Below are 19,447 nucleotides of genomic sequence, written 5' to 3'. Positions count from 1 at the left end.
CTTGTTAGATGAATCAAAAAGTATTCGAAAAAACATTAGTCCGCCAGCAAGACCAGTCGGATTGTGGCGTAGCTTGTTTACAATGGCTTGTTCGTTATTACAGAGGTGAAATTTCCCTTGAAAAACTCCGAGAATTAAGTGGTACAAGTAAACAAGGCACTACACTTTTAGGATTATACCAAGCAGCTAATCAAATTGGTTTTGTAGCAGAGGGTTGCGAAGCAGATATAAATGCTCTTATTGAGCATGACGAACCAACAATATTACACGTACAACTCGAAAACAATTTGCAGCATTATATTATTTGCTTTTCTTATCTCAAAGAAGGAGGTTTTGTTATTGGTGACCCATCAGGCAAAATCCAAAATTATTCACAAGAGGAATTGGACAAAATTTGGATGTCAAAGAAATGCCTTACACTCAAACCTACTGAGCAGTTTCAACAATATGAGTCGATTTGGCGAGCGAAAAAAAAATGGTTATTCAATTTAATACGTGATGATGCCAATATCTTAATTGCAAGCATTGCGATTGGTTTATCCATTGCAGTTTTGGGTTTAGTAATGTCTGTTTTCTCTCAAAAACTGATAGATGAAATATTACCTACAAAAAACTTTAAAAAGTTATATTTAGGAGTTGCTTTAGTTTTCTTTTTACTCTTAATAAGGGTAGGATTTGTAGCTTTACATCAATATATATTGCTTAAACAGGGCAAAGATTTTAACAGTAGAATTGTTGGTTCATTTTATGATTCACTACTTTTCTTGCCAAAATCATTCTTCGATACTCGAAAAATTGGCGATTTGGTTGCTCGTATGAATGATACAGCACGTATTCAGCGTGTTATTAGTCAAATTGTAGGAAATGTTATGATTGATGTATTAGTTGTATTTGTGTCGTTGGGATTTTTGTTTTCTTATCAATGGCAAATAGGACTTTTTGCTTTAATCGTTTTACCCTTTTACTTCCTCTTAATATATCGTTTTAATAAACCCGTTATTGAAGCACAACGCAACCTTATGAGTGCTTATGCTTTACGAGAAAGTAATTATATCAGTACTTTGCAGGGAATTAGAACGATTAAAAACTTCAATAAACAACCATTTTTTAGCCAACTAAACCGTGCTTTTTACGGTAATTTTCAAGATAAAGTATTTAGTCTTGGAAAAATAGATATACGTATCAGTATTATTTCTTCCATAGCAAGTGTAATATTTTTAGTAAGTATCTTAGCTTATTTATGCTATGAAGTGTTACACGGAAAAATGAAAATAGGTGAAATGATGGCAGTATTAGGAATGGCTTCATCCTTAATGCCTTCTATATCAAATTTAGCTTTATTAGCTATTCCAATAAATGAAGCAAAAATTGCTTTTGACCGAATGTTTGAATTTGTGAGTATCCCATCAGAAAAAGAAGAGGGTGTTGAAATAAAAGAATTTAAATCATTGATAGTCAATAATTTGTCGTTTCGTTTTGCAGGAAGAAAACAGTTGTTTAATAATATTTCTTTTGAAATCAGGAAAGGTGAATGTGTTGCCATTATAGGTGAAAGTGGTAGTGGAAAAAGTACATTATCTCAAATTTTAGAGAAATTCTATGAGCCAGAAAATGGACAAATTTTAATAAATAATAAAAGTGAACTGTCTAAAATTCAAACAAATTCATGGCGAAAAATTTTAGGAATTATTCCACAAGAAATTCATTTATTTAATGGAACTGTTATTGAAAATATTTGTATAGGTGAAATTCCCAAGGATTTGAGTGAGTTTATGGCATTTTGTAAAGAATACGGTTTTGAAGATTTTATAAATAATCTTCCACAAGGAATCATGACAATTGTTGGCGAAGAGGGTATTAATCTTTCGGGAGGTCAAAAACAGATAATTGCCTTACTTAGAGTGCTTTATAAGAAACCACAGTTGTTGATTCTTGATGAAGCTACTTCAGCATTAGATAGAAATATCGAAAAAATTTTAATGAATTTGTTAAAAAAACTAAAGTCTGAGATTGGTATTTTATTTATTTCACATCGTTTGAATACATTAAAGAATGTGGCTGATAGTATTTATATTTTAGAAAATGGAGAAATTACTCATTCAGGTAATCACGAACAACTTCTTTTGAGTGAGAATATTTATAGCCAATATTGGTTAGAAATGGCTTAAAATAGTGACTCCAAAAGTTCTTTCTTTTGAATCATCAAGTGGTAGTAGTACTGTTTGTAATCCATTCTATTAAAAATAATTAATAATATGAAAACAAAAACAATAATAATCATTTTTATACTTGCTTATTTTGTAAGATATGACTGGTGTTGCGATTTTCATCACTAAAGGAATTTCTAAAGATACTGGTAGATTTGTAATGGTAATTGGACTAATTCTACATGCTACATGGTTTATTGGGCTTGCTATGAATCTTTATAAAAGATATTTCAAATAACTTATTTTGCCCTTTATAGGTAGATATAGGTTATGTTTGGTCGATTATAAAATGAGTTGGTGTGTCAAATGTTTGGTACAACTGTATTTAATCGTTCATTTTTGATTGATAATGTATTTAATCCACTGTCTTTCTATACGAATTTTGCAAACTTTGTATAGAAGGAAGAAATAAATGGCTTATTCATATTGGTCAGAAATGGCTTAAAATAGATGCTTGAAAAATACTTACTTCCTTCGAAAATGACATATTCTTTGCATTTTTCTAAAAAATCCTTTCTTTTGTACCAGAAAACTCATTTAAACATTTTGACCAATGAAATTTAAAATCTTCCTTTTCATTTTATTAGTATTGCTTATTGGTATTGGTTATTATTTAACAGCAGGCTATTACTCAAAAGGCGAAAGAGCTGGTACTATTTCAAAACTAAGTGAAAGAGGCTATGTTTTTAAAACTTATGAAGGAGTATTGAATGAAGGAGGCTATTCGGGCGAAACAGGTTCACTTACCCCTCGTTATTTTGAATTTTCATGTAAAGTAGATTCAACAATTACTAAGTTACAAAAAGGCTTAAAAACGGGCGAACGTGTAACATTAAAATATTCAGAGAAATTCTTCCAATTTCCGTGGAATGGTGATACCAAATATTTTATTGATGATGTTGAATTTATCACTCCTCCTCCAGCACCCATCGAAGTATTAAAACCTAAAGTTGATACAGTTAGGGTGCAAGCAGCCAAAAGTGACTCTACTTTATAAATATAAAAAAAAGGACTGCCTAAAAGGCAGCCTTTTTTCAATTTTAACTTATTTCCTATAATCTAATATTATTCTTCTTCTACAACACCATCTTGGTCGCCAGGTTTGGTATCCATGAGAGCGTCAGCATTAGTTGCTACTGTAGCTTTGATTTTTGATTCTAATTCGGCCATTAACTCTGGATTGTCTTTCAACATATCACGCACACCATCACGTCCTTGTCCTAATTTACTTGTACCATAAGAGAACCATGAACCTGATTTTTTGACAATATCCAAATCAACTGCTAAGTCAAGCACTTCTCCTGCTTTTGATACACCTTGTCCATAAAGAATATCAAATTCTACTACTTTAAATGGAGGAGCTAATTTGTTTTTAACTACTTTCACACGAGTACGGTTTCCTAAAATATCATCACCATCTTTGATTGCTCCAATTCGGCGAATATCAATACGAATAGATGCGTAGAATTTCAAAGCATTACCACCCGTAGTTGTTTCGGGACTACCAAACATCACGCCAATTTTATCACGCAATTGGTTGATGAAAATAACACAACAGCCAGTTTTATTGATAGTTCCCGTGAGTTTACGCATGGCTTGTGACATCATACGTGCTTGCAAACCCATTTTACTATCACCCATGTCGCCTTCTAATTCGGCTTTTGGTACAAGGGCAGCAACTGAATCGACTACTACAATATCAACCGCTCCAGAACTAATCAAATGTTCAGCAATTTCGAGTGCTTGCTCACCGTAGTCAGGTTGTGAGATAAGTAAGTTTTTGGTATCAATACCTAATTTCTCGGCATAAGTGCGGTCAAAAGCATGTTCAGCATCAATAAAGGCTGCAATACCACCTGCTTTTTGTGCTTCAGCAATTGCTTGCATGGCAAGCGTTGTTTTACCAGAAGATTCAGGTCCATAGATTTCAACGATACGGGCTTTTGGAAAACCACCCACACCTAAAGCAAGGTCAAGTCCGAGTGAACCAGTTGAGATAACAGGAACCTCCATTACTTTCGTATCGCTCAAACGCATGACTGTACCTTTACCATAGGTTTTATCTAATTTCTCCATGGTGGTTTGGAGACTTTTTAATTTTTCTGCTTTGTTGTCGCCTTTTACTTCTTTTTCTGCTGCCATTTTATTTTTAAAATTGAATTTTAATGATATTACTGCAAACTACTATTTTTTAGGTAAATTTTACTTATATTATCAGATAATTTGAGTTTACTATTGATACTTGCTTTGATGTATATTAAAAAAGTACAATTAATTTTATGAAAAAATAGTTTAAAAATTAATGTCTTTTTTAATAATGTTTTATTTTTAATTTTTACCCGTGTTCCTATTTTGAACGCTACAAAGGTAACATAAATTTCACCTATAATGCAAAATAATTTTGACAAACGGTTTTTTTTAGTGATGAATGGTTTTTTAAATCAGCAAAAATTTTGTATATGTTGCCTTCTGCTTCTAACCACCCAATTGATGGCTCAAGTAGATATAAAAAGCCTTGAAAATGAATATGTTTTTAATAGAGATAAACTTAAAAAAGTGCAATTTATGTTTAGCTCAATGAATTATGTAAAAAATAATGAATATTTCGATCAAATAGCTGATGGATATACTCTTTTTGGCTATTATTTAAACCCTAAAGTAGCATATCAACCTCACGAAAAAATACAAATAGAAGCAGGTGTATTTGTAAGAAAAGAATTTGGAACTTCGGGTTTGAAAGAAGTGGAGCCTACCTTTACAGTACAAGTCAAACACGCCGACTGGCGGTTTTTATTTGGCAATATTGAAGGGACAGCAAGCCACCGAATGATCGAACCTTTGGCAGGTTTTGAACGCTTATTAAGCAGGCCGCTTGAGCATGGAATTCAGGCAAAATATCAGTACAAAGAAGCTTTTTTTGATGCTTGGATTGATTGGCAACGAAGCACTCTGCCTGGGCAAACAAATCAAGAGTATATTTGGAATGGTGTGTCGTTTTATTCAAAACCCCTGAAAATCAAAGATCTTAAGTTTCAAGCACTTGCCCAAACCAGTATTTATCACAAAGGAGGACAAAATATTCAAAGCCTTCTACCCGTGCGAACGTTGATAAATCCTGCTTTTGGCTTGAGAATGCAGAAAGAATTAGGCAATGAACAAGTCTTTACTATTGATAATTATTATGTAGCTTATTTTGAATCACCTAAACAAGGTACGGCTTATTATTTGAATACTTTTTGGAAGAATCCGAAATATCAAATTGGATTTAGTTATTGGCTTGGGCATTATTTTAATTCGCCAATGGGTGGAGATTTATTTCAGTCAACCTCAAGAAAATTCGACACAGATTATTATGAAGAGTATCGTAATATATTGATAATGAGACTTGTACGTGATTGGAAAATTGCTAAAGGAATTACTGCATCGCTCAGATTAGAGCCACATTATGATTTTCAAAATCGCATTTTTGAACATGCAGAAGGACTTTATTTGAAGTGTAGCTTGTGAGATAGTAAATCCTGTAAGGTTTTGTTTTAACCTTACAGGATTTTGTTTGAATATCAAAATCGTGCCTTTGTTTTTCCTGAGAAAGAAAGGAAGTTTTCGAAGTCTATTTCGTCAAATATAAAATCATCGGGTACTTTGTCTTCCGCACTATGATTAACAATCATATTATAGTATTTGAAACTACTCACAGGCACTGATAAACGATAAATTACACCGTGATCAAAACTCGTGTCTTCAATCTTCCAAACAGCTAATTTAGTCTTTTCATCAAGTATTCTTACCGTAAACTTAGCTCCCTGAAAACATTCGATGATAATGGAATTTTGAAACTTCTTAACTGATTTTATAAAATATGTATTAGGCCCTTCTCCTTTACTGACAATAATTGTTGAGTCGGTCAAATGAAAATAATAATGACCTTTTAGTACTTTTGGACAGAAAATATAGGTTTTTCCATTAAGTTCTTGTGCTTCAAACCATTTTTTGGGAAGCATACTATAAAGAGGGTCATCTTTGAATGACCAAAGTTCATTCAATTTTTTTGAAGCCTTAAAGTCTCTACATGCCCTAAAGATGAGTGATTGATGATAATCGTCGAACTCAGTTCGTTCGATAAGATTTTTACAAAAAACTGAATTTTGAGTCGTATCAATAAATACTCCATAACGCTTTTTTATCACTTTGTCAGGATTATCAGGACGAATAGTGATAGTTTCGTTATAAAAACTGCGATAGATAGATTCCGAAAGCTTATCATTTGACTGAGCAAATGATTGGCTAATCAAAAAATATAGTATTAGGCTTGTAGCAATTTTTTTCATAAATAGACGAAAGTCGGTTTCGTTTTCATAAAAAAAGCAAAAATCATGCTAAAATGAATTGTAATACCGTACTTTTATTTTTAAATATAATTAACTGATAGACAGTAGTTTATCAGTTAATTGGAACCGCTTAGTAATAAATTGACACTTTAGGAATGATTATTGATAGATTGAGTTTAGCTGTTTTCTAAAAAAAAGGTGTAAATCTTTTTTAGAAATACACCTTAGGAGAGTAGAGAATTGAATAGTCGGTAATTATTCTCTTTGTTTTGGTTCGTATTTTTCTGGTGCATATAAAAATCCAAATGCTTCTGCACCTTCTTTCGTATGTACTTTGTGATGGATGTAGTGGGCGTGCATGATTCGTTTCATGTATTTGCTTTTTGCCACGAATTTTATTTTCACTCGACGATGTACAATAATATCATGGAAAATAAAATAGGCAATTCCATAGCAAGTCACACCTGCTCCAAACCAAGTTAAATACCAAAAATCAGTGTGGGTATTTCCATAAATGATTGTTGAGGAAGCAACGATGCTAAAAACAATTGCATAGTAGTCATTTTTCTCAAAAAAACCTTTGTGGTGGTTGTGGTGGTCGGCGTGCCATGCCCAGCCAAAACCGTGCATGATATATTTATGGGCAAACCAAGCCATGAATTCCATAAATGCAAATGTGCCAATTACTATTAAAAACTTGATAACCATGATACTTTGAATATTTGATTTAGTTCTATATTCTTAACACAAAGTTACAAATGATTGTTTGAGATAAAATATGATTTTAGCATGTTTGTCATAAAAAAAGTCTCTGCTTTCAAAACAGAGACTTTGGAACGGTACTTTTTTAATTTACTTTTTCGCAAAAGAAAAGGTAGTCAAATACGAAATACGTACAGTTGGATTGCTTTCTTCAATAGTATCAGAGAAGTTCCAAATATTTTGATGGATATAGCTTAACTGAATTTGGTGATGTGGATTAATCACATAGCCCAAACCAACAATGACACGATTTTGGTTCATGAAAGTTTTACCGACATTATTCTTAGTAATATCCGTTCCTAAAGGCCCAATATTCATGAAGGCTTCGTCGCCAACAAAGGCATTAAGTACAGGTTTTTTATCTTTTTTCAAGATAGGATACGTTGCCAAAACCATATAACGAACACGGTCACGAAATTTATAGTCGGTAATAGCATAGTCGTTTTGACTTGTTGGAGGAGTCACGGTACTCGTAGCAATTCCTACAAAACGGAATTCGTTACGCAAGCGATTGGTTAGTTTCAAATCACCAAATTGATGATTAAAAGTACCTTGAACCCAAGGATGATTTTCTGGAATCGGGCGTTTATTGATGGCAGGGCTTCCATAAACATAAGTATTATAATGGCTATAACCCACACTTCCGATAAAATGCTTTGTAAATTGATAATCAAATGATGGACGAATAAAATACTGTTGCTTTTCGCTAAAACCATTGGCATAACGCATCGTTGCTTCGAGAGTAAATGAGAGTTTTTTTGTAAGCATATTTTTACCAACATAATGTAACCAAATGTCATTATTTTGACTTTTGGTTTGGGCTTGTGTAGATAATATGCCAAAGGTAATAATTAGTAAAAATACTTTTACAATGGTGTTTTTGAATGGTTTCATAATTTTCTTTGATTTTTAATTGTAATGATAAAGTTAAACCTTAAAACTCTGCATGAGCTCTTATACTAAATACATGAACAGGCCCTCTATCTTTATTGTAAGCTGGATTTACTACAAATTGATAATTAGGAGTGATCCAAAAATGGCGGTCGTGTAAATGAATGGCATAATAAGTTTCAAATATTTTTTCTAAGCCATAGCTCAATTTTCCATCGCCAACAATAAAGCCGTAGCCTCCACTTGCCAAATAATTGCGATGTTCAGTCGAAAGTCCATTGGCTACGACAGCTACGCCAAAGGTATCGTTTGGTCTTTTCCATTTTGTTCCAGCATTTGAGTAGCCAAGACTTATCGAACGGTCGATTTCTGTAAAAGCCCAAGTTTCATTTTTTCCGTCGTTCCAACTTGTTCTAAAAAATAAACCAGAATTTTCATTTAATTTTTGCTCGATATTCAAACCTAAGCCTTTTTTTGTTCGGCCGTCAAGGCGAGTTTGGGTAATGTCTTTGTCACTCCTTTTGATGGCTTCGGTATAGCTACCCATGTAAGTTTTGGTGAAATATCCTAATAGTCGAATCGTGGTTTCTTTATTGAATTTTCCAAAACTTTTGTTAATTTCAGCAGAATGAGAATAGTTTTTTGCAAAATTATAATTCAAATCTGGCCCATTTGCGGTTGTAGGTACTGCTGTGGTACTGAATCTTGCCCCAAAATCGGGGCTTCCATATTCGACCACATAGCCCGAAGTATAGCCTCTTACGTTGGCCGCATAATCCCAGGCCCCATGGCTCATCAAAGACCAATTCATAAACTGTGAACGTGGGTCGTGGCTATAAGAATTTAGATCGAAAAAATCAGATAGACAAAACTTCCCAACAATAAACCGCAAATACTTGGTGGGGTCTTTGGTTTCTACTTGATTCAAACCGTCTTCAACATCTACATATTTTTTACTTAAAGCGATGGTTTGTTTCAAATAAAGTCTTGCCAAATAAATTTTGGGTGCAGCGTCTCCAATTCGGAAAGCTTCTCCATTAGTAAAACCACCTATCCCTTTTGCTCCACTTAGACCACTTCCTCCCGATAATTCAGCATTGAAATAACCCTCTGCACCCTTCCAAAGTTTTGCCCCTGTAAAAAGTGTTGCTGTAATAGAAGCTTGTGTCTCTTTTTCTGGAATTAAACTATTTGTTCCTGAATATGGGGCATTAATTTGGGGTTTAGTCTGCGAAACAACAGTCTGTTGAAAGTGAAATGTGAAAGGACTTTGTGCTTTCAACTCACCTAAAAGTAAGAGAAAAGTTAAGAAAAATACGCTTTTTCTTAACTTTTCAAAGTTAATGCTATACAATTTCCTCATGTTTGGTTCGGTTGAAAATCCAGAAGATAATAGGAAAAACGAGTAAAGTCAGAATAGTAGCAGTTATCAAGCCTCCAATGATAACAATAGCCAATGGTTTTTGAGATTCTGAACCGATACCAGTTGAAATAGCCGCTGGTAAAAGCCCAATAGAGGCCATGAGGGCTGTCATTACAACTGGGCGAGTACGAACCTTTACCGCTTCAGCAATGGCATCATTGAGTGTCATTTTGAATTTAATATTATTATGGAATTCGGAAATCAGAATAACACCATTTTGGATACAAATGCCAAGTAAAGCAATGAATCCAACACCTGCCGAAATGCCAAAGTTCATGCCTGTAACGTGCAAAGCAATAATACCCCCTATGATCGCAAAAGGCACATTGGCCAATACCAAAAGTGAGTCTTTTACATTGCCAAACATAATAAACAGTAACACAAAAATACCAATCAAACTAATAGGTACAACTTGCCCCAAGCGACCACTGGCACGTACTTGATTTTCAAATTCGCCAGTCCAACCAATCGAATAACCTGTAGGAAGTTTTACATTTTTTTCAACTTGTGCTTGAGCGTCAGCAATGGTACTTCCTAAATCTCTATCCCTTACAGAAAATTTTACACCGATAAATCGCTTGGTATTGTCTCTATAAATAAAAGCAGGGCCAGTAATTTTCTTGACAGCTGCAATCTCTTTCAATGGAATTTTCGCTCCACTGATGGTTGGTACTTTTAGATTAATGATGTCATTTTCATCTTTTCTGTACTCTTTTTGATAACGAACTCTAATGTCAAACTTTTTCTCTCCTTCATACTTTTGTGTAGCAGTTTTTCCTCCATAGGCCAATTCCAAAACAGCTTGTGCGTCGGCAGGATTTACGCCATACGCTGCCATTTTTTCACGGTCAAGCACGACACTTATTTCTGGTTGTCCAACATTTCGGAGAATACCCACATCTTTGATACCATCAACATGTTTGATTTGGTCAAGCACTTTATTGGCAATTTCGTCCAATTTATCTAAGTTATCACCATAAATTTTTACCGCATTTGAAGCATTGATACCCGCTACCGATTCTGCAACATTATCAATAATTGGTTGTGAATAATTATAACCAATACCTTGATATTTTTTCATTTTCTTGTCCATTTCTTCAACCAAACCATCCATCGAAATCTTACGTTTCCATTCTTCTTTTGGCTTGAGGTTTACTTGCATTTGTACATAGTAAAAGCCACTTGGGTCAGTACCATCGTTGCTTCTACCTACTTGCGATAACACACCATTTACCTCTGGAAAACTTTGAAGTTCTTTTCTAAGCGTAGCCGTAGTTTTGACAGTTTCTGTCAAACTTGTACTCATAGGCAATTTAGCTTCTACCCACAAAGCACCTTCATTAAGTTGAGGTAAGAATTCAGTTCCGAGAAAAGTAGCTGAAAAAAACGAACCTGCTAAAATAATAAGTGAACCAACTAATGTTATAATTTTGTGCTTGAATGTCCAACGGAAGCCTTTTTCTACAATTCTATTCCAAAAATTAACAAAGGGGTTGTTTACTTCTTTTACGTTTTTATTGAGTAAAAGATGCGACATGACAGGTACGAAAGTAAGTGTAAATAGCAATGCACCCATCAAGGCGAAACCAAGGGTATAAGCCAAAGGCGAAAACATCTTTCCCTCAACTTTTTGGAAAGCGAAGATTGGGAGCAAGGCAGTAATGATGATTAGTTTTGAGAAGAAAATGGCTTTACCCATTTCTGTACCTGTTTTCTTAATCATGCTACCTTTGGCAATTTTATTGAAAGCAGGTATACCCATTTTATGGGCTTTGTGGTCTAAAGCCACAAAAAGTCCTTCGACCATCACTACCGCTCCGTCGATAATGATACCAAAGTCAACTGCACCAAGACTTAGCAAATTGGCACTCATTCCTTTCAATTTTAAGCATAAAAAGGCAAAAAGTAAGGCCAAAGGAATGATAATTGACACAATCAACGTCGTTCGCCAATCGGCCATGAATAGAAAAACGATGACTGTAACCAAAATAATTCCTTCAAAAAGATTGTGCATTACCGTGCCAGTTGTATAATTCATGAGGTTGTCACGGTCGTAAAATGTTTCCATTTTTACGTCTTTAGGTAAAATCTTTTCGTTCAATTCACCAATTTTTAGTTTCACTCTTTCCAAAACCTCTTTTGGGTTTTCGCCTTTTCGCATGACCACGATTCCCTCTACTACATCATCATTGCTATTCAGCCCTACTTGTCCCACTCGTGGCATAGAACTTTCACGCACATCAGCAACGTTTTTTACCAAAATTGGATTCCCACCCGCATCATCAACAATAATATTTTCAATATCTTGAATTGATTGTATCAAACCTATACCACGAACAACATAAGCCTGTCCGTTTTTTTCAATTACATCTCCGCCTACGTTGAGGTTACTTTTACTCGTTGCTTCAAATACTTGAAGAGGTGTTAAATTATATTTTGAAAGACGATTAGGGTCAACACTTATCTCGTAAGTTTTCTCTTGTCCACCAAAAGCAACTAAATCTGCTACGCCTGGAACTGCCCTTAATTGACGGTCAATTACCCAGTTTTGGATGGTCAATAAATCACGCGTATCACGAGAATCACTTTTCAAAACATATCTAAAAATCTCACCCGTTGGCCCATAAGGAGGTTGTACATCAGGTTCAACTCCATCGGGCAAGGTTACATTTCTAAGTAAATTGTTGACTTGTTGGCGAGCAAAAAAGTCCTCTACATCGTCATCAAAAATAATTTTAATGACTGATAAACCAAACATAGTGATACTACGAACACTGGTTTTCTTTTGAACAGAATTCATCGAAATTTCGATGGGGGTTGTTACAAAACGCTCAATTTCTTCCGCACTTCTTCCATTCCATTCAGTGACAATTATTATTTGTGTGTTAGTAACATCGGGAAAGGCTTCGATGGGCATATTGCGGAAGGCAATAAACCCTGAAACAGCCAAAAGACCTACCCAAAAGAAGGTAAAACCCTTGTTTTTTAAGGAAAAGGCAATAATATTTTTAATGAATTTATTCATAGTATAATTGATAATTGAGAATGGGAAATTGATAACGGAGAATTGATATTTTAGTCAAGACAAGAGGTGATTCCTAATTCATTTCATTGTATATTGACCATTAACAATTTTTGATCATCAATTAAAATCAGTCGTTAATTGCATCATAAATCAATAGTTGATTATGATTAATTACCTTTTCGTTTTCTTTCAAACCACTTGAGATATAAGTGATGTTATCAACTTGGCGGAATACTTCAACTTGTCGAGTTTCAATATTACTTTTATCATGAAAAATCATGATGTAGTTTTTACTTTTATCGAAAATGATGGCTTCTGAGGGAATCGCAATCATTGATTTGTCTTCGGTGTATGACAACTTAATAGTTGCACGCATTTCGGGTTTTAATAAATAATTAGGATTTTGAAGAATGATACGCACCTTCATTGCCTTTGTTTCGGGGTCGATAATATTGAAGATTTTATCTACTTTTCCATTGTATATTTTATCGGGATCACTCAGGGTAGTTATAGAGGCACTTTCCCCTAATTTTACTTGATTAATGTCACTTTCATTGACATTGGCAATGGCCCACACCTCATTGATTTGAGCAATATCGAAGATATTATCAGTCTTGTCACTTCTCAAAAGCATATCTTGGTTGATATGCTTTTCAATGATAAAACCACTAATCGGAGCTTTTACCTCATACAAAGAACCAGCTTTAATATTATAAACCTTGTAGGTTTCTTCCATACGATTGAGTTGTGAAGTTGCTTTATCGACCAATCCTTTTGCTTCAATTACATCACGTTCGGCATTGAGTTTACCTTCATACAATTCCTGTGTTACTTTCAGATTGTTTTTTGCAATTAGTAAGTCGTTTTTGGCGTCAATGAGTTGTTTTTCAAAATCAGCGACTTCGGTACTTCTGATAACTGCCAATACTTGCCCTTTATTCACATAATCGCCTAACTCGACATTTACTTGAATAACATTTCCTCCTACAATCGGAAAAACTTCAATGAGTTTATTGTTATCGGCTGTTATTTTTCCATAAAAGTTCAATTGATTTTTCAGTGGAATTAGCTTTGCAGGCGTTGTTGTTGTTGTATTTAACATTGTATCTGTCAGTGTAAAACCTTCAGTTTTTTGTTCAGCTTCTTTTTTCTCTGCACAAGCAAAGGTTAATACCGATAACACCAATAACACGTAATATTTATTTTTCATATCTTTTAGAATACATTATAATTTAAAACACTATTCAATTCTTCTGCGGTTAGGGCTACTCTTTTTTTCGATTCGTTTACTTGCAAAGACATCACATTATAGCTTTCCATAAAATCAGTAAACTCTAAAATGCTTATATTTCGTTTTTGAAAATTTTGCAAAACACCATTATAGACTTCTTCAAAACCCGAAATTATACTCGGTGATAATTGCCGATAGTTGATTTTCGCTTCATTCCACTTATTCAGATTTGTGGCAATTTCGGTTTGAAGTTTTTGTGAGAAAGTCTCTTTATCAGCTTTTGCTTGTTGCAGAATTATTTGTGAAAACTTAATATTTCCTTGATTACGATTCCAAAAAGCAAGTGGAATACCGAAGGTTATATTGACTTGATTGTTGAAAGCTCCGCCACGCTGATCATATGAAAGACCAAGATTAATATCTGGTTTGGCAAGCGATTGCTGCCATTTTACATTCCATTCGTTTGCTTCAATATTTTTTTTCATCAATGAGTAATCTGGACGATTTTCTACCGCAATTCCCTCTAAAGTTTTTATGTCACCAACCGTCTCTCGGATATACCTATTGAAGCTTGTTTCATCATAAACAGGAATGATATTTTCGACTTCGTTGAGCAGTAATTTTAAATTATTTTGTTCTTCAAAATTGCTATTAACAATCTCAGTTCTTTCATTTCTGAAAGTAATCAATAGCGATTGCAATCGAATAAGCTCTTTCAATGATACATTGGCTTTTTGAACTTGCTCAGTATAGGCATTTACTAAATCATTGATATGATTGATTTGTAAATCAGTTGTTTCAATTTTTTTATTATTGAAATAGAGTGTAAAAAAGCTTTTGCGGAGTTGAAACTTCAAATTCCTCAATAAATCTTGAAAATCAAGTTCGGCTATTTGCTCGTTGACTTTGGCAAGTGCGACTTCATTCTTTCTCTTTCCACCCAAATAAATTAACTGCTGAATGGCAAGTGCTTTTTGCCCTCTACCACCCACGTCCAAAACTCTTCCATTGGGTGGATTGATTGCATTGAATTCGCCTGATAGATAGGGTAAATCCCAAATTTTAGCCTGCATCGTAAGAGCTTTGCTGGCATCAATGTTATAGTGTTTGGCAAGTAATAATAGGTTGTTTTTCAGAAATTGTTCTTCACAGTTACTCAAATCGAGTTTTTTCTGTGCAAAAGTTATGTAACTAAAAAATAGCAGTACTCCGAGTCCTATAAGTTTAACTTTCATTATAATTTACCTTGTTTATATACGTTCTTTATGAATAATTATAAGAAAATAGTATTACCAAATGAGTATTTTTTAATCTTTAATTGGTTGATTATCAGCTTTTTGAACAGGATAAAACTTATTTTGTAGCTCTCAAAGGTGCGTTATTTAATACGTATGAATCTTACGTAATTATCACAGGAATTTATATCATTCAACCAACATGAATGAAAAGAAAAAAATGAGAGCAAGCAGCGTATTTAAATCAAATTAAGAAGGAACAGTTCAAAATATTGAGTTTGTTCTTGAATGAAGTAGAAAATCTAACTTTGAGTTTAGTAAGAGCAATTTTTTGGAAAGCCCTATTGATATTATTATATGAACTTGAAGGTATAAATCCTAAATTGGAATGTGAGGTATTATCTTCTTTTTTTTCGTTTTCTTCAATTAAATTGAAGACAGAGATAATGTCAATTTTTTTAGTAGGATTTGATGGAAGTGACTTAGAAAGTTGAGATGAAAAAGAAAATAATTGAATATTTGGGGCAAAAACATAACTTCCACTTATTATCCATGCAGATAACATGAGTGTTAGACTGAAGTTAAGGAAGTTTTTAAATTTCATTATTGTTGCCGATTCAATTGGTTGTTTTTTCAATTGGTGGAATAAAATATGGCGTAAAGATAATAGATTTTATCTTTAATATCTGAACAAAATTAGAGAAACAAGATGAAATTTAGCTAAATAATAAATTAAAAAATGGTTAAAACAAGGTACATTTTACTTAAAATTGAATGTTTTTTGTAAAAAAAAGGTAAATTTTTGCTTGAATATCCAAGCAAAAATTTACCTTAAAAAACTTCTTATTTTTTCTTACGAGCTGCTAGCTTATGTTCTGAAACAGGTGTATGTGTTTCTAATCCAAGAATGGTAACATTGCCACCATTGATATGGTAATCATGCTCGAAATGGTGCAAATTCTCCATTACTGAGTGGTCAATTAGTTTAGTGTTTTTCAAATCAATGATTACATTAAACCCAGGAGGAATCGCTTCCAATTTACTTTTAATTCCTAAATAATTGGTAAATACTGCTGCTTTGTCAATTTCAACTAAATAAGTATCATCAGTAAACGAAACAATAACAGGAGCTTTAAATAATGCTAAAACAGGAGCTCCATGATAGACGTGAATAATGATTTTTAACAACATACCAGCACCAATTCCTACCAATAAATCTTCAAACAATGTAAAGAAAATTGTCACTAAAAATATCGCTAATTGTTCTTTTCCGATTTTGAAAGTTTGAATAAATTCTCTTGGGTGAGCTAATTTTATACCGACCGTAATAAGCATAGCAGCTAATGCTGTATTAGGAATTAATTCGATAAGGTGAGCAGCTAATAATACAAAACCTAAGATAAAAAATCCGTGGAAGAAGTTTGCCCAGCGAGTTCTTGCTCCATTATTAACGTTAGATGAACTACGTGCTACTTCTGAAATCATTGGTAAACCACCTAAAATTGCAGCCAAAGTATTTCCAATTCCAACTGCTATCAAATCTTTGTTGGTATCTGATTTACGACGGAATGGGTCAAGCATGTCAATTGCTTTTACAGTTAGCAACGACTCTAATGTACCGACAAGTGCAAACATAATAACATATTTAATAAAAACACCTGTTTGAGCAATTCCACCGAAATCAACATTGATTTTTATATTTTCTAATAAATTTCCAATATGTACCAACGCATAAGCCGGTTCAGTTGTCTGAAAATCTAACATCAACTCGGCAGGTACGGCAAACAATAATACCATCAAAGGTGCTGGGATTTTTTTGATTGGATGATTGATAAATGGCCAAATCAACATAATGGTCAAACTCACTAAGCCAACGAGCGTAGCTTTAGGATCCATATTCATGATGAAGGTCGGTATTGATGCAAGCAATTCGATAGGACCTTTGCCTTTCACTAAGGCAGGAGCAACATCTAACAAAACAGGGATTTGTTTGGCAATGATAATTAAACCAATAGCAGCCAACATACCATGAATAGCTGATAAAGGAAAGAAGTCAGCTAATTTACCCAATTTAAAAACACCAAACAAAATCTGAACGATACCCGCTACAACCATTGCTCCAAGTGCTAAGTGCCAGCCAATTTCTCCACCGCCAAATTCGCCAACTGCACCTGCTACAATGACAATTAAGCCAGCAGCAGGACCTTTAATTGTTAGACGAGAACCCATGAAAAGACTGACAACTATACCACCAATAATGGCAGTTATCAGACCCATGATTGGCGGGAATTCTGATGCTTTGGCAATACCCAAACTTAGTGGGAGTGCCAATAAAAATACAATAAAGCCAGAAATGGCATCAGTTGAGAAATTTTCCTTCAGACCAGCTAAGCCGTCGAGAGGGAGTTTAAGTTTTTTGTTTTCTGTTTCCATTTTTAATAATTTTCTTCGTTAATGTGCTTAAAATCTTGATAAATTATGATGACTTGTACGGTGTTTCGTGATAGGTTTTTACGTGAGGCCCAAGGAATAATCGAGAATAGAGTCTGATTAATGAAATTCCCGCCAAAATAAAGCTGGAGGCGGCGGCATAAGCCAACACAAATTGGTTTTCGTGGATATGGCTGAATACCAAATCAAGCCCAATAAAAGTAGGAGTAATAGGAAATCCAGCTAAACCTAAACATGAAAGTAAAAAAACAAGGGCAAGCTTTGGATGTTCAAATGAATGTCCATGAAATTGTTCTAAATCAATTGCTTCAAATGATTTTAGTCGATTGAGTACCCAATATCCAATAATTCCTGAAATAGCTACACCACTTAGATAAAATAAGACTTCTTCAAGTTCAAATTTCTCGTTGAATGATATCGCCAATGCTATCCATAAATGATTCATAATTAAGAGTAACCAACTCATTAATGGACTTTTTCTCTCAGAATATGATTTTATTATCATTAATAAACCTATCAATGCAAATAAGCCTGGCAAGTATTCGTGGTGTTGATTGACTGAAGAGTCGCTCATAAATAAGAATATCAAACCAATAACATAAGCTGGAATAAATAAGAGTAAAAGTCGATTGACAGTTAGAAAGTCTAATTTTCTACCAACATCTTTTAATGGTCTCCAAACAATATAATTCATGAATAATTCGAGATTCCACTCTTTAAGACTCAATTGGAAAATAGAATATTCAATCTTTTTAGGAAGTGAGTCTTCAAAAGTATGTTGGTGTGGCTCAAAATTATAAAACTGCTCACGAATCATATAGCTCACCACAGATGGTGAAACCAATAATTGATAAGTTCTAAAGAAGGCATTTCCTGCAAAGTGAAACAAGGCAAATTTTTCAAAACCTAAGGCAATTTCTATAAAAATGATACCGATTTGAGCTACTGAAGCATACGCAATTTGGCTTTTTACCGATGATTGTACCCTCGCAATAAGCGAAGCAACAATACTGGTTGCTAAACCAAGTAAGGCAATAAGTACTCGTACCGAAATTTGATGTTCCCAAAAAGGATAAGTTCTTAATAAAAGAAAAACACCTAAATGCACCGAAAGAGAGCCATAAAAAATGGCACTCGAAGGAGTTGGCCCTTCCATCGCACGAGGCAACCAAGAAGAAAAGGGTAATTGTGCTGATTTCGCAGCCGCTGCAACCAAAATCATTAGCGAAATAAAAACGCCTGTATAGCTATGACTTAGTAAATGTTCATGTACCAATTCATAATTATTGAGTTTCAAAAAAGTGATATTTTCGTGCCATAAATGGTGGCTTGCCCACATCGCCAAAATCAAACCCACATCACCAATTCGATAAACTGAAAACACTTTAATGGCATTTTTTACTGGTAAATATCGATCTCGGTAAAATGAGATGAGTAGAAATGAGCAGATGCCTAATATTTCCCAGCCGATGAATAAAGTTTCAAAATTGCCTGATAAAATGGCAATATTGTAGCCTAAATAAAAGAAGAGAATGGTGTTAAAAAAACGTTTATAACCACTTTCACGATGTAAATAATATCGGCTATAAATTGTGATCAAGAATGTAATAAAAGACCCTACTAAAAGATAAACAACTGTGATTTTATCGAAGTATAAATCCAATAAAAATTCATATTCTTTTGATTTGAAAATATCGACTTCTTTCAAATTGAGAACAGGATATTGGTTTAGCAGCCAATAAATAACAAAAGCGACTACACTGAGTAAGTTGATACCGACCGTCAAAAATGCAACCCAAGAAAGGGCGGATTCTTTTTTGGCAGGAATAAACAAGCTAATGATTAATCCTAAAAGAGGTATGAAAATAAAAAGCTGAATGATTGAAACCATATT

At 34.0% G+C, this 19,447-nt stretch carries 14 protein-coding genes; 3 read left to right on the top strand and 11 right to left on the bottom strand.

Features of this window, described 5'->3' with window-relative positions:
* Window positions 1–8 precede the first annotated feature (8 nt).
* Window positions 9–2,168 (top strand): peptidase domain-containing ABC transporter, encoded by a 2,160-nt coding sequence (locus tag ACQUQZ_RS18855; protein ID WP_435356639.1) that lies wholly within the window; start codon window positions 9–11, stop codon window positions 2,166–2,168.
* 592 nt (window positions 2,169–2,760) lie between these two features.
* Window positions 2,761–3,204 (top strand): hypothetical protein, encoded by a 444-nt coding sequence (locus ACQUQZ_RS18850; protein ID WP_435356638.1) that lies wholly within the window; start codon window positions 2,761–2,763, stop codon window positions 3,202–3,204.
* A 68-nt stretch (window positions 3,205–3,272) separates the two neighbouring features.
* Here the strand turns inward: ACQUQZ_RS18850 and recA are convergent, their stop codons facing one another.
* Window positions 3,273–4,349 carry a recombinase RecA gene (recA, locus tag ACQUQZ_RS18845; RefSeq protein ID WP_435356637.1) on the bottom strand — a complete coding sequence of 359 codons (1,077 nt, stop codon included), beginning with the start codon at window positions 4,347–4,349 and terminating at the stop codon, window positions 3,273–3,275.
* 348 nt (window positions 4,350–4,697) lie between these two features.
* Between recA and ACQUQZ_RS18840 the strand changes: the two genes are divergently transcribed.
* The gene (locus tag ACQUQZ_RS18840) at window positions 4,698–5,714 is read left to right on the top strand and encodes a hypothetical protein (protein WP_435356636.1); all 1,017 of its coding nucleotides are present in this window, start codon (window positions 4,698–4,700) and stop codon (window positions 5,712–5,714) included.
* Between the two features lie 53 nt (window positions 5,715–5,767).
* Here ACQUQZ_RS18840 and ACQUQZ_RS18835 read toward each other — a convergent pair whose 3' ends face one another.
* The 10 genes from ACQUQZ_RS18835 to ACQUQZ_RS18790 all read right to left on the bottom strand — a co-directional run bounded on the left by ACQUQZ_RS18835 (window position 5,768) and on the right by ACQUQZ_RS18790 (window position 19,444).
* Complete coding sequence (locus ACQUQZ_RS18835) at window positions 5,768–6,535, bottom strand: hypothetical protein (protein WP_435356635.1); 768 nt, start codon at window positions 6,533–6,535, stop codon at window positions 5,768–5,770.
* Between the two features lie 255 nt (window positions 6,536–6,790).
* The gene (locus ACQUQZ_RS18830; RefSeq protein WP_435356634.1) at window positions 6,791–7,243 is read right to left on the bottom strand and encodes a beta-carotene hydroxylase; all 453 of its coding nucleotides are present in this window, start codon (window positions 7,241–7,243) and stop codon (window positions 6,791–6,793) included.
* Window positions 7,244–7,387: 144 nt separating this feature from the next.
* The gene (locus ACQUQZ_RS18825; RefSeq protein ID WP_435356633.1) at window positions 7,388–8,191 is read right to left on the bottom strand and encodes a DUF2490 domain-containing protein; all 804 of its coding nucleotides are present in this window, start codon (window positions 8,189–8,191) and stop codon (window positions 7,388–7,390) included.
* 40 nt (window positions 8,192–8,231) lie between these two features.
* Window positions 8,232–9,551 (bottom strand): carbohydrate porin, encoded by a 1,320-nt coding sequence (locus ACQUQZ_RS18820; RefSeq protein WP_435356632.1) that lies wholly within the window; start codon window positions 9,549–9,551, stop codon window positions 8,232–8,234.
* Window positions 9,535–12,636 carry an efflux RND transporter permease subunit gene (locus tag ACQUQZ_RS18815; RefSeq protein ID WP_435356631.1) on the bottom strand — a complete coding sequence of 1,034 codons (3,102 nt, stop codon included), beginning with the start codon at window positions 12,634–12,636 and terminating at the stop codon, window positions 9,535–9,537. The genes ACQUQZ_RS18820 and ACQUQZ_RS18815 overlap by 17 nt, the downstream gene beginning before the upstream one ends.
* Before the next feature lie 127 nt (window positions 12,637–12,763).
* The gene (locus ACQUQZ_RS18810; protein ID WP_435356630.1) at window positions 12,764–13,846 is read right to left on the bottom strand and encodes an efflux RND transporter periplasmic adaptor subunit; all 1,083 of its coding nucleotides are present in this window, start codon (window positions 13,844–13,846) and stop codon (window positions 12,764–12,766) included.
* Between the two features lie 5 nt (window positions 13,847–13,851).
* On the bottom strand, window positions 13,852–15,102 hold the full coding sequence (locus tag ACQUQZ_RS18805; RefSeq protein WP_435356629.1) for a TolC family protein: 1,251 nt from the start codon (window positions 15,100–15,102) through the stop codon (window positions 13,852–13,854).
* Window positions 15,103–15,346: 244 nt separating this feature from the next.
* Window positions 15,347–15,706, bottom strand: coding sequence for a hypothetical protein (locus tag ACQUQZ_RS18800; protein ID WP_435356628.1), 360 nt, complete (start codon window positions 15,704–15,706; stop codon window positions 15,347–15,349).
* 239 nt (window positions 15,707–15,945) lie between these two features.
* On the bottom strand, window positions 15,946–17,535 hold the full coding sequence (locus ACQUQZ_RS18795) for a SulP family inorganic anion transporter (protein ID WP_435356627.1): 1,590 nt from the start codon (window positions 17,533–17,535) through the stop codon (window positions 15,946–15,948).
* A gap of 43 nt (window positions 17,536–17,578) precedes the next feature.
* The gene (locus ACQUQZ_RS18790; RefSeq protein WP_435356626.1) at window positions 17,579–19,444 is read right to left on the bottom strand and encodes a proton-conducting transporter transmembrane domain-containing protein; all 1,866 of its coding nucleotides are present in this window, start codon (window positions 19,442–19,444) and stop codon (window positions 17,579–17,581) included.
* Between the last annotated feature and the right edge of the window lie 3 nt (window positions 19,445–19,447).

The sequence above is a fragment of the Emticicia sp. SJ17W-69 genome, from assembly GCF_051209875.1.
Taxonomy (GTDB): domain Bacteria; phylum Bacteroidota; class Bacteroidia; order Cytophagales; family Spirosomataceae; genus Emticicia.
Note: the sequence above shows the minus strand (reverse complement) of the source record. Positions and strands in the feature narration are given on the sequence as shown.

Excerpts from the sequence above, each read along its gene's own strand:
- ACQUQZ_RS18855 (WP_435356639.1), top strand. The coding sequence starts at position 9 with ATGAATCAAAAAGTATTCGAAAAAACATTAGTCCGCCAGCAAGACCAG.
- ACQUQZ_RS18850 (WP_435356638.1), top strand. The coding sequence starts at position 2,761 with ATGAAATTTAAAATCTTCCTTTTCATTTTATTAGTATTGCTTATTGGT.
- recA (WP_435356637.1), bottom strand. The coding sequence starts at position 4,349 with ATGGCAGCAGAAAAAGAAGTAAAAGGCGACAACAAAGCAGAAAAATTA.
- ACQUQZ_RS18840 (WP_435356636.1), top strand. The coding sequence starts at position 4,698 with ATGGCTCAAGTAGATATAAAAAGCCTTGAAAATGAATATGTTTTTAAT.
- ACQUQZ_RS18835 (WP_435356635.1), bottom strand. The coding sequence starts at position 6,535 with ATGAAAAAAATTGCTACAAGCCTAATACTATATTTTTTGATTAGCCAA.
- ACQUQZ_RS18830 (WP_435356634.1), bottom strand. The coding sequence starts at position 7,243 with ATGGTTATCAAGTTTTTAATAGTAATTGGCACATTTGCATTTATGGAA.
- ACQUQZ_RS18825 (WP_435356633.1), bottom strand. The coding sequence starts at position 8,191 with ATGAAACCATTCAAAAACACCATTGTAAAAGTATTTTTACTAATTATT.
- ACQUQZ_RS18820 (WP_435356632.1), bottom strand. The coding sequence starts at position 9,551 with ATGAGGAAATTGTATAGCATTAACTTTGAAAAGTTAAGAAAAAGCGTA.
- ACQUQZ_RS18815 (WP_435356631.1), bottom strand. The coding sequence starts at position 12,636 with ATGAATAAATTCATTAAAAATATTATTGCCTTTTCCTTAAAAAACAAG.
- ACQUQZ_RS18810 (WP_435356630.1), bottom strand. The coding sequence starts at position 13,846 with ATGAAAAATAAATATTACGTGTTATTGGTGTTATCGGTATTAACCTTT.
- ACQUQZ_RS18805 (WP_435356629.1), bottom strand. The coding sequence starts at position 15,102 with ATGAAAGTTAAACTTATAGGACTCGGAGTACTGCTATTTTTTAGTTAC.
- ACQUQZ_RS18800 (WP_435356628.1), bottom strand. The coding sequence starts at position 15,706 with ATGAAATTTAAAAACTTCCTTAACTTCAGTCTAACACTCATGTTATCT.
- ACQUQZ_RS18795 (WP_435356627.1), bottom strand. The coding sequence starts at position 17,535 with ATGGAAACAGAAAACAAAAAACTTAAACTCCCTCTCGACGGCTTAGCT.
- ACQUQZ_RS18790 (WP_435356626.1), bottom strand. The coding sequence starts at position 19,444 with ATGGTTTCAATCATTCAGCTTTTTATTTTCATACCTCTTTTAGGATTA.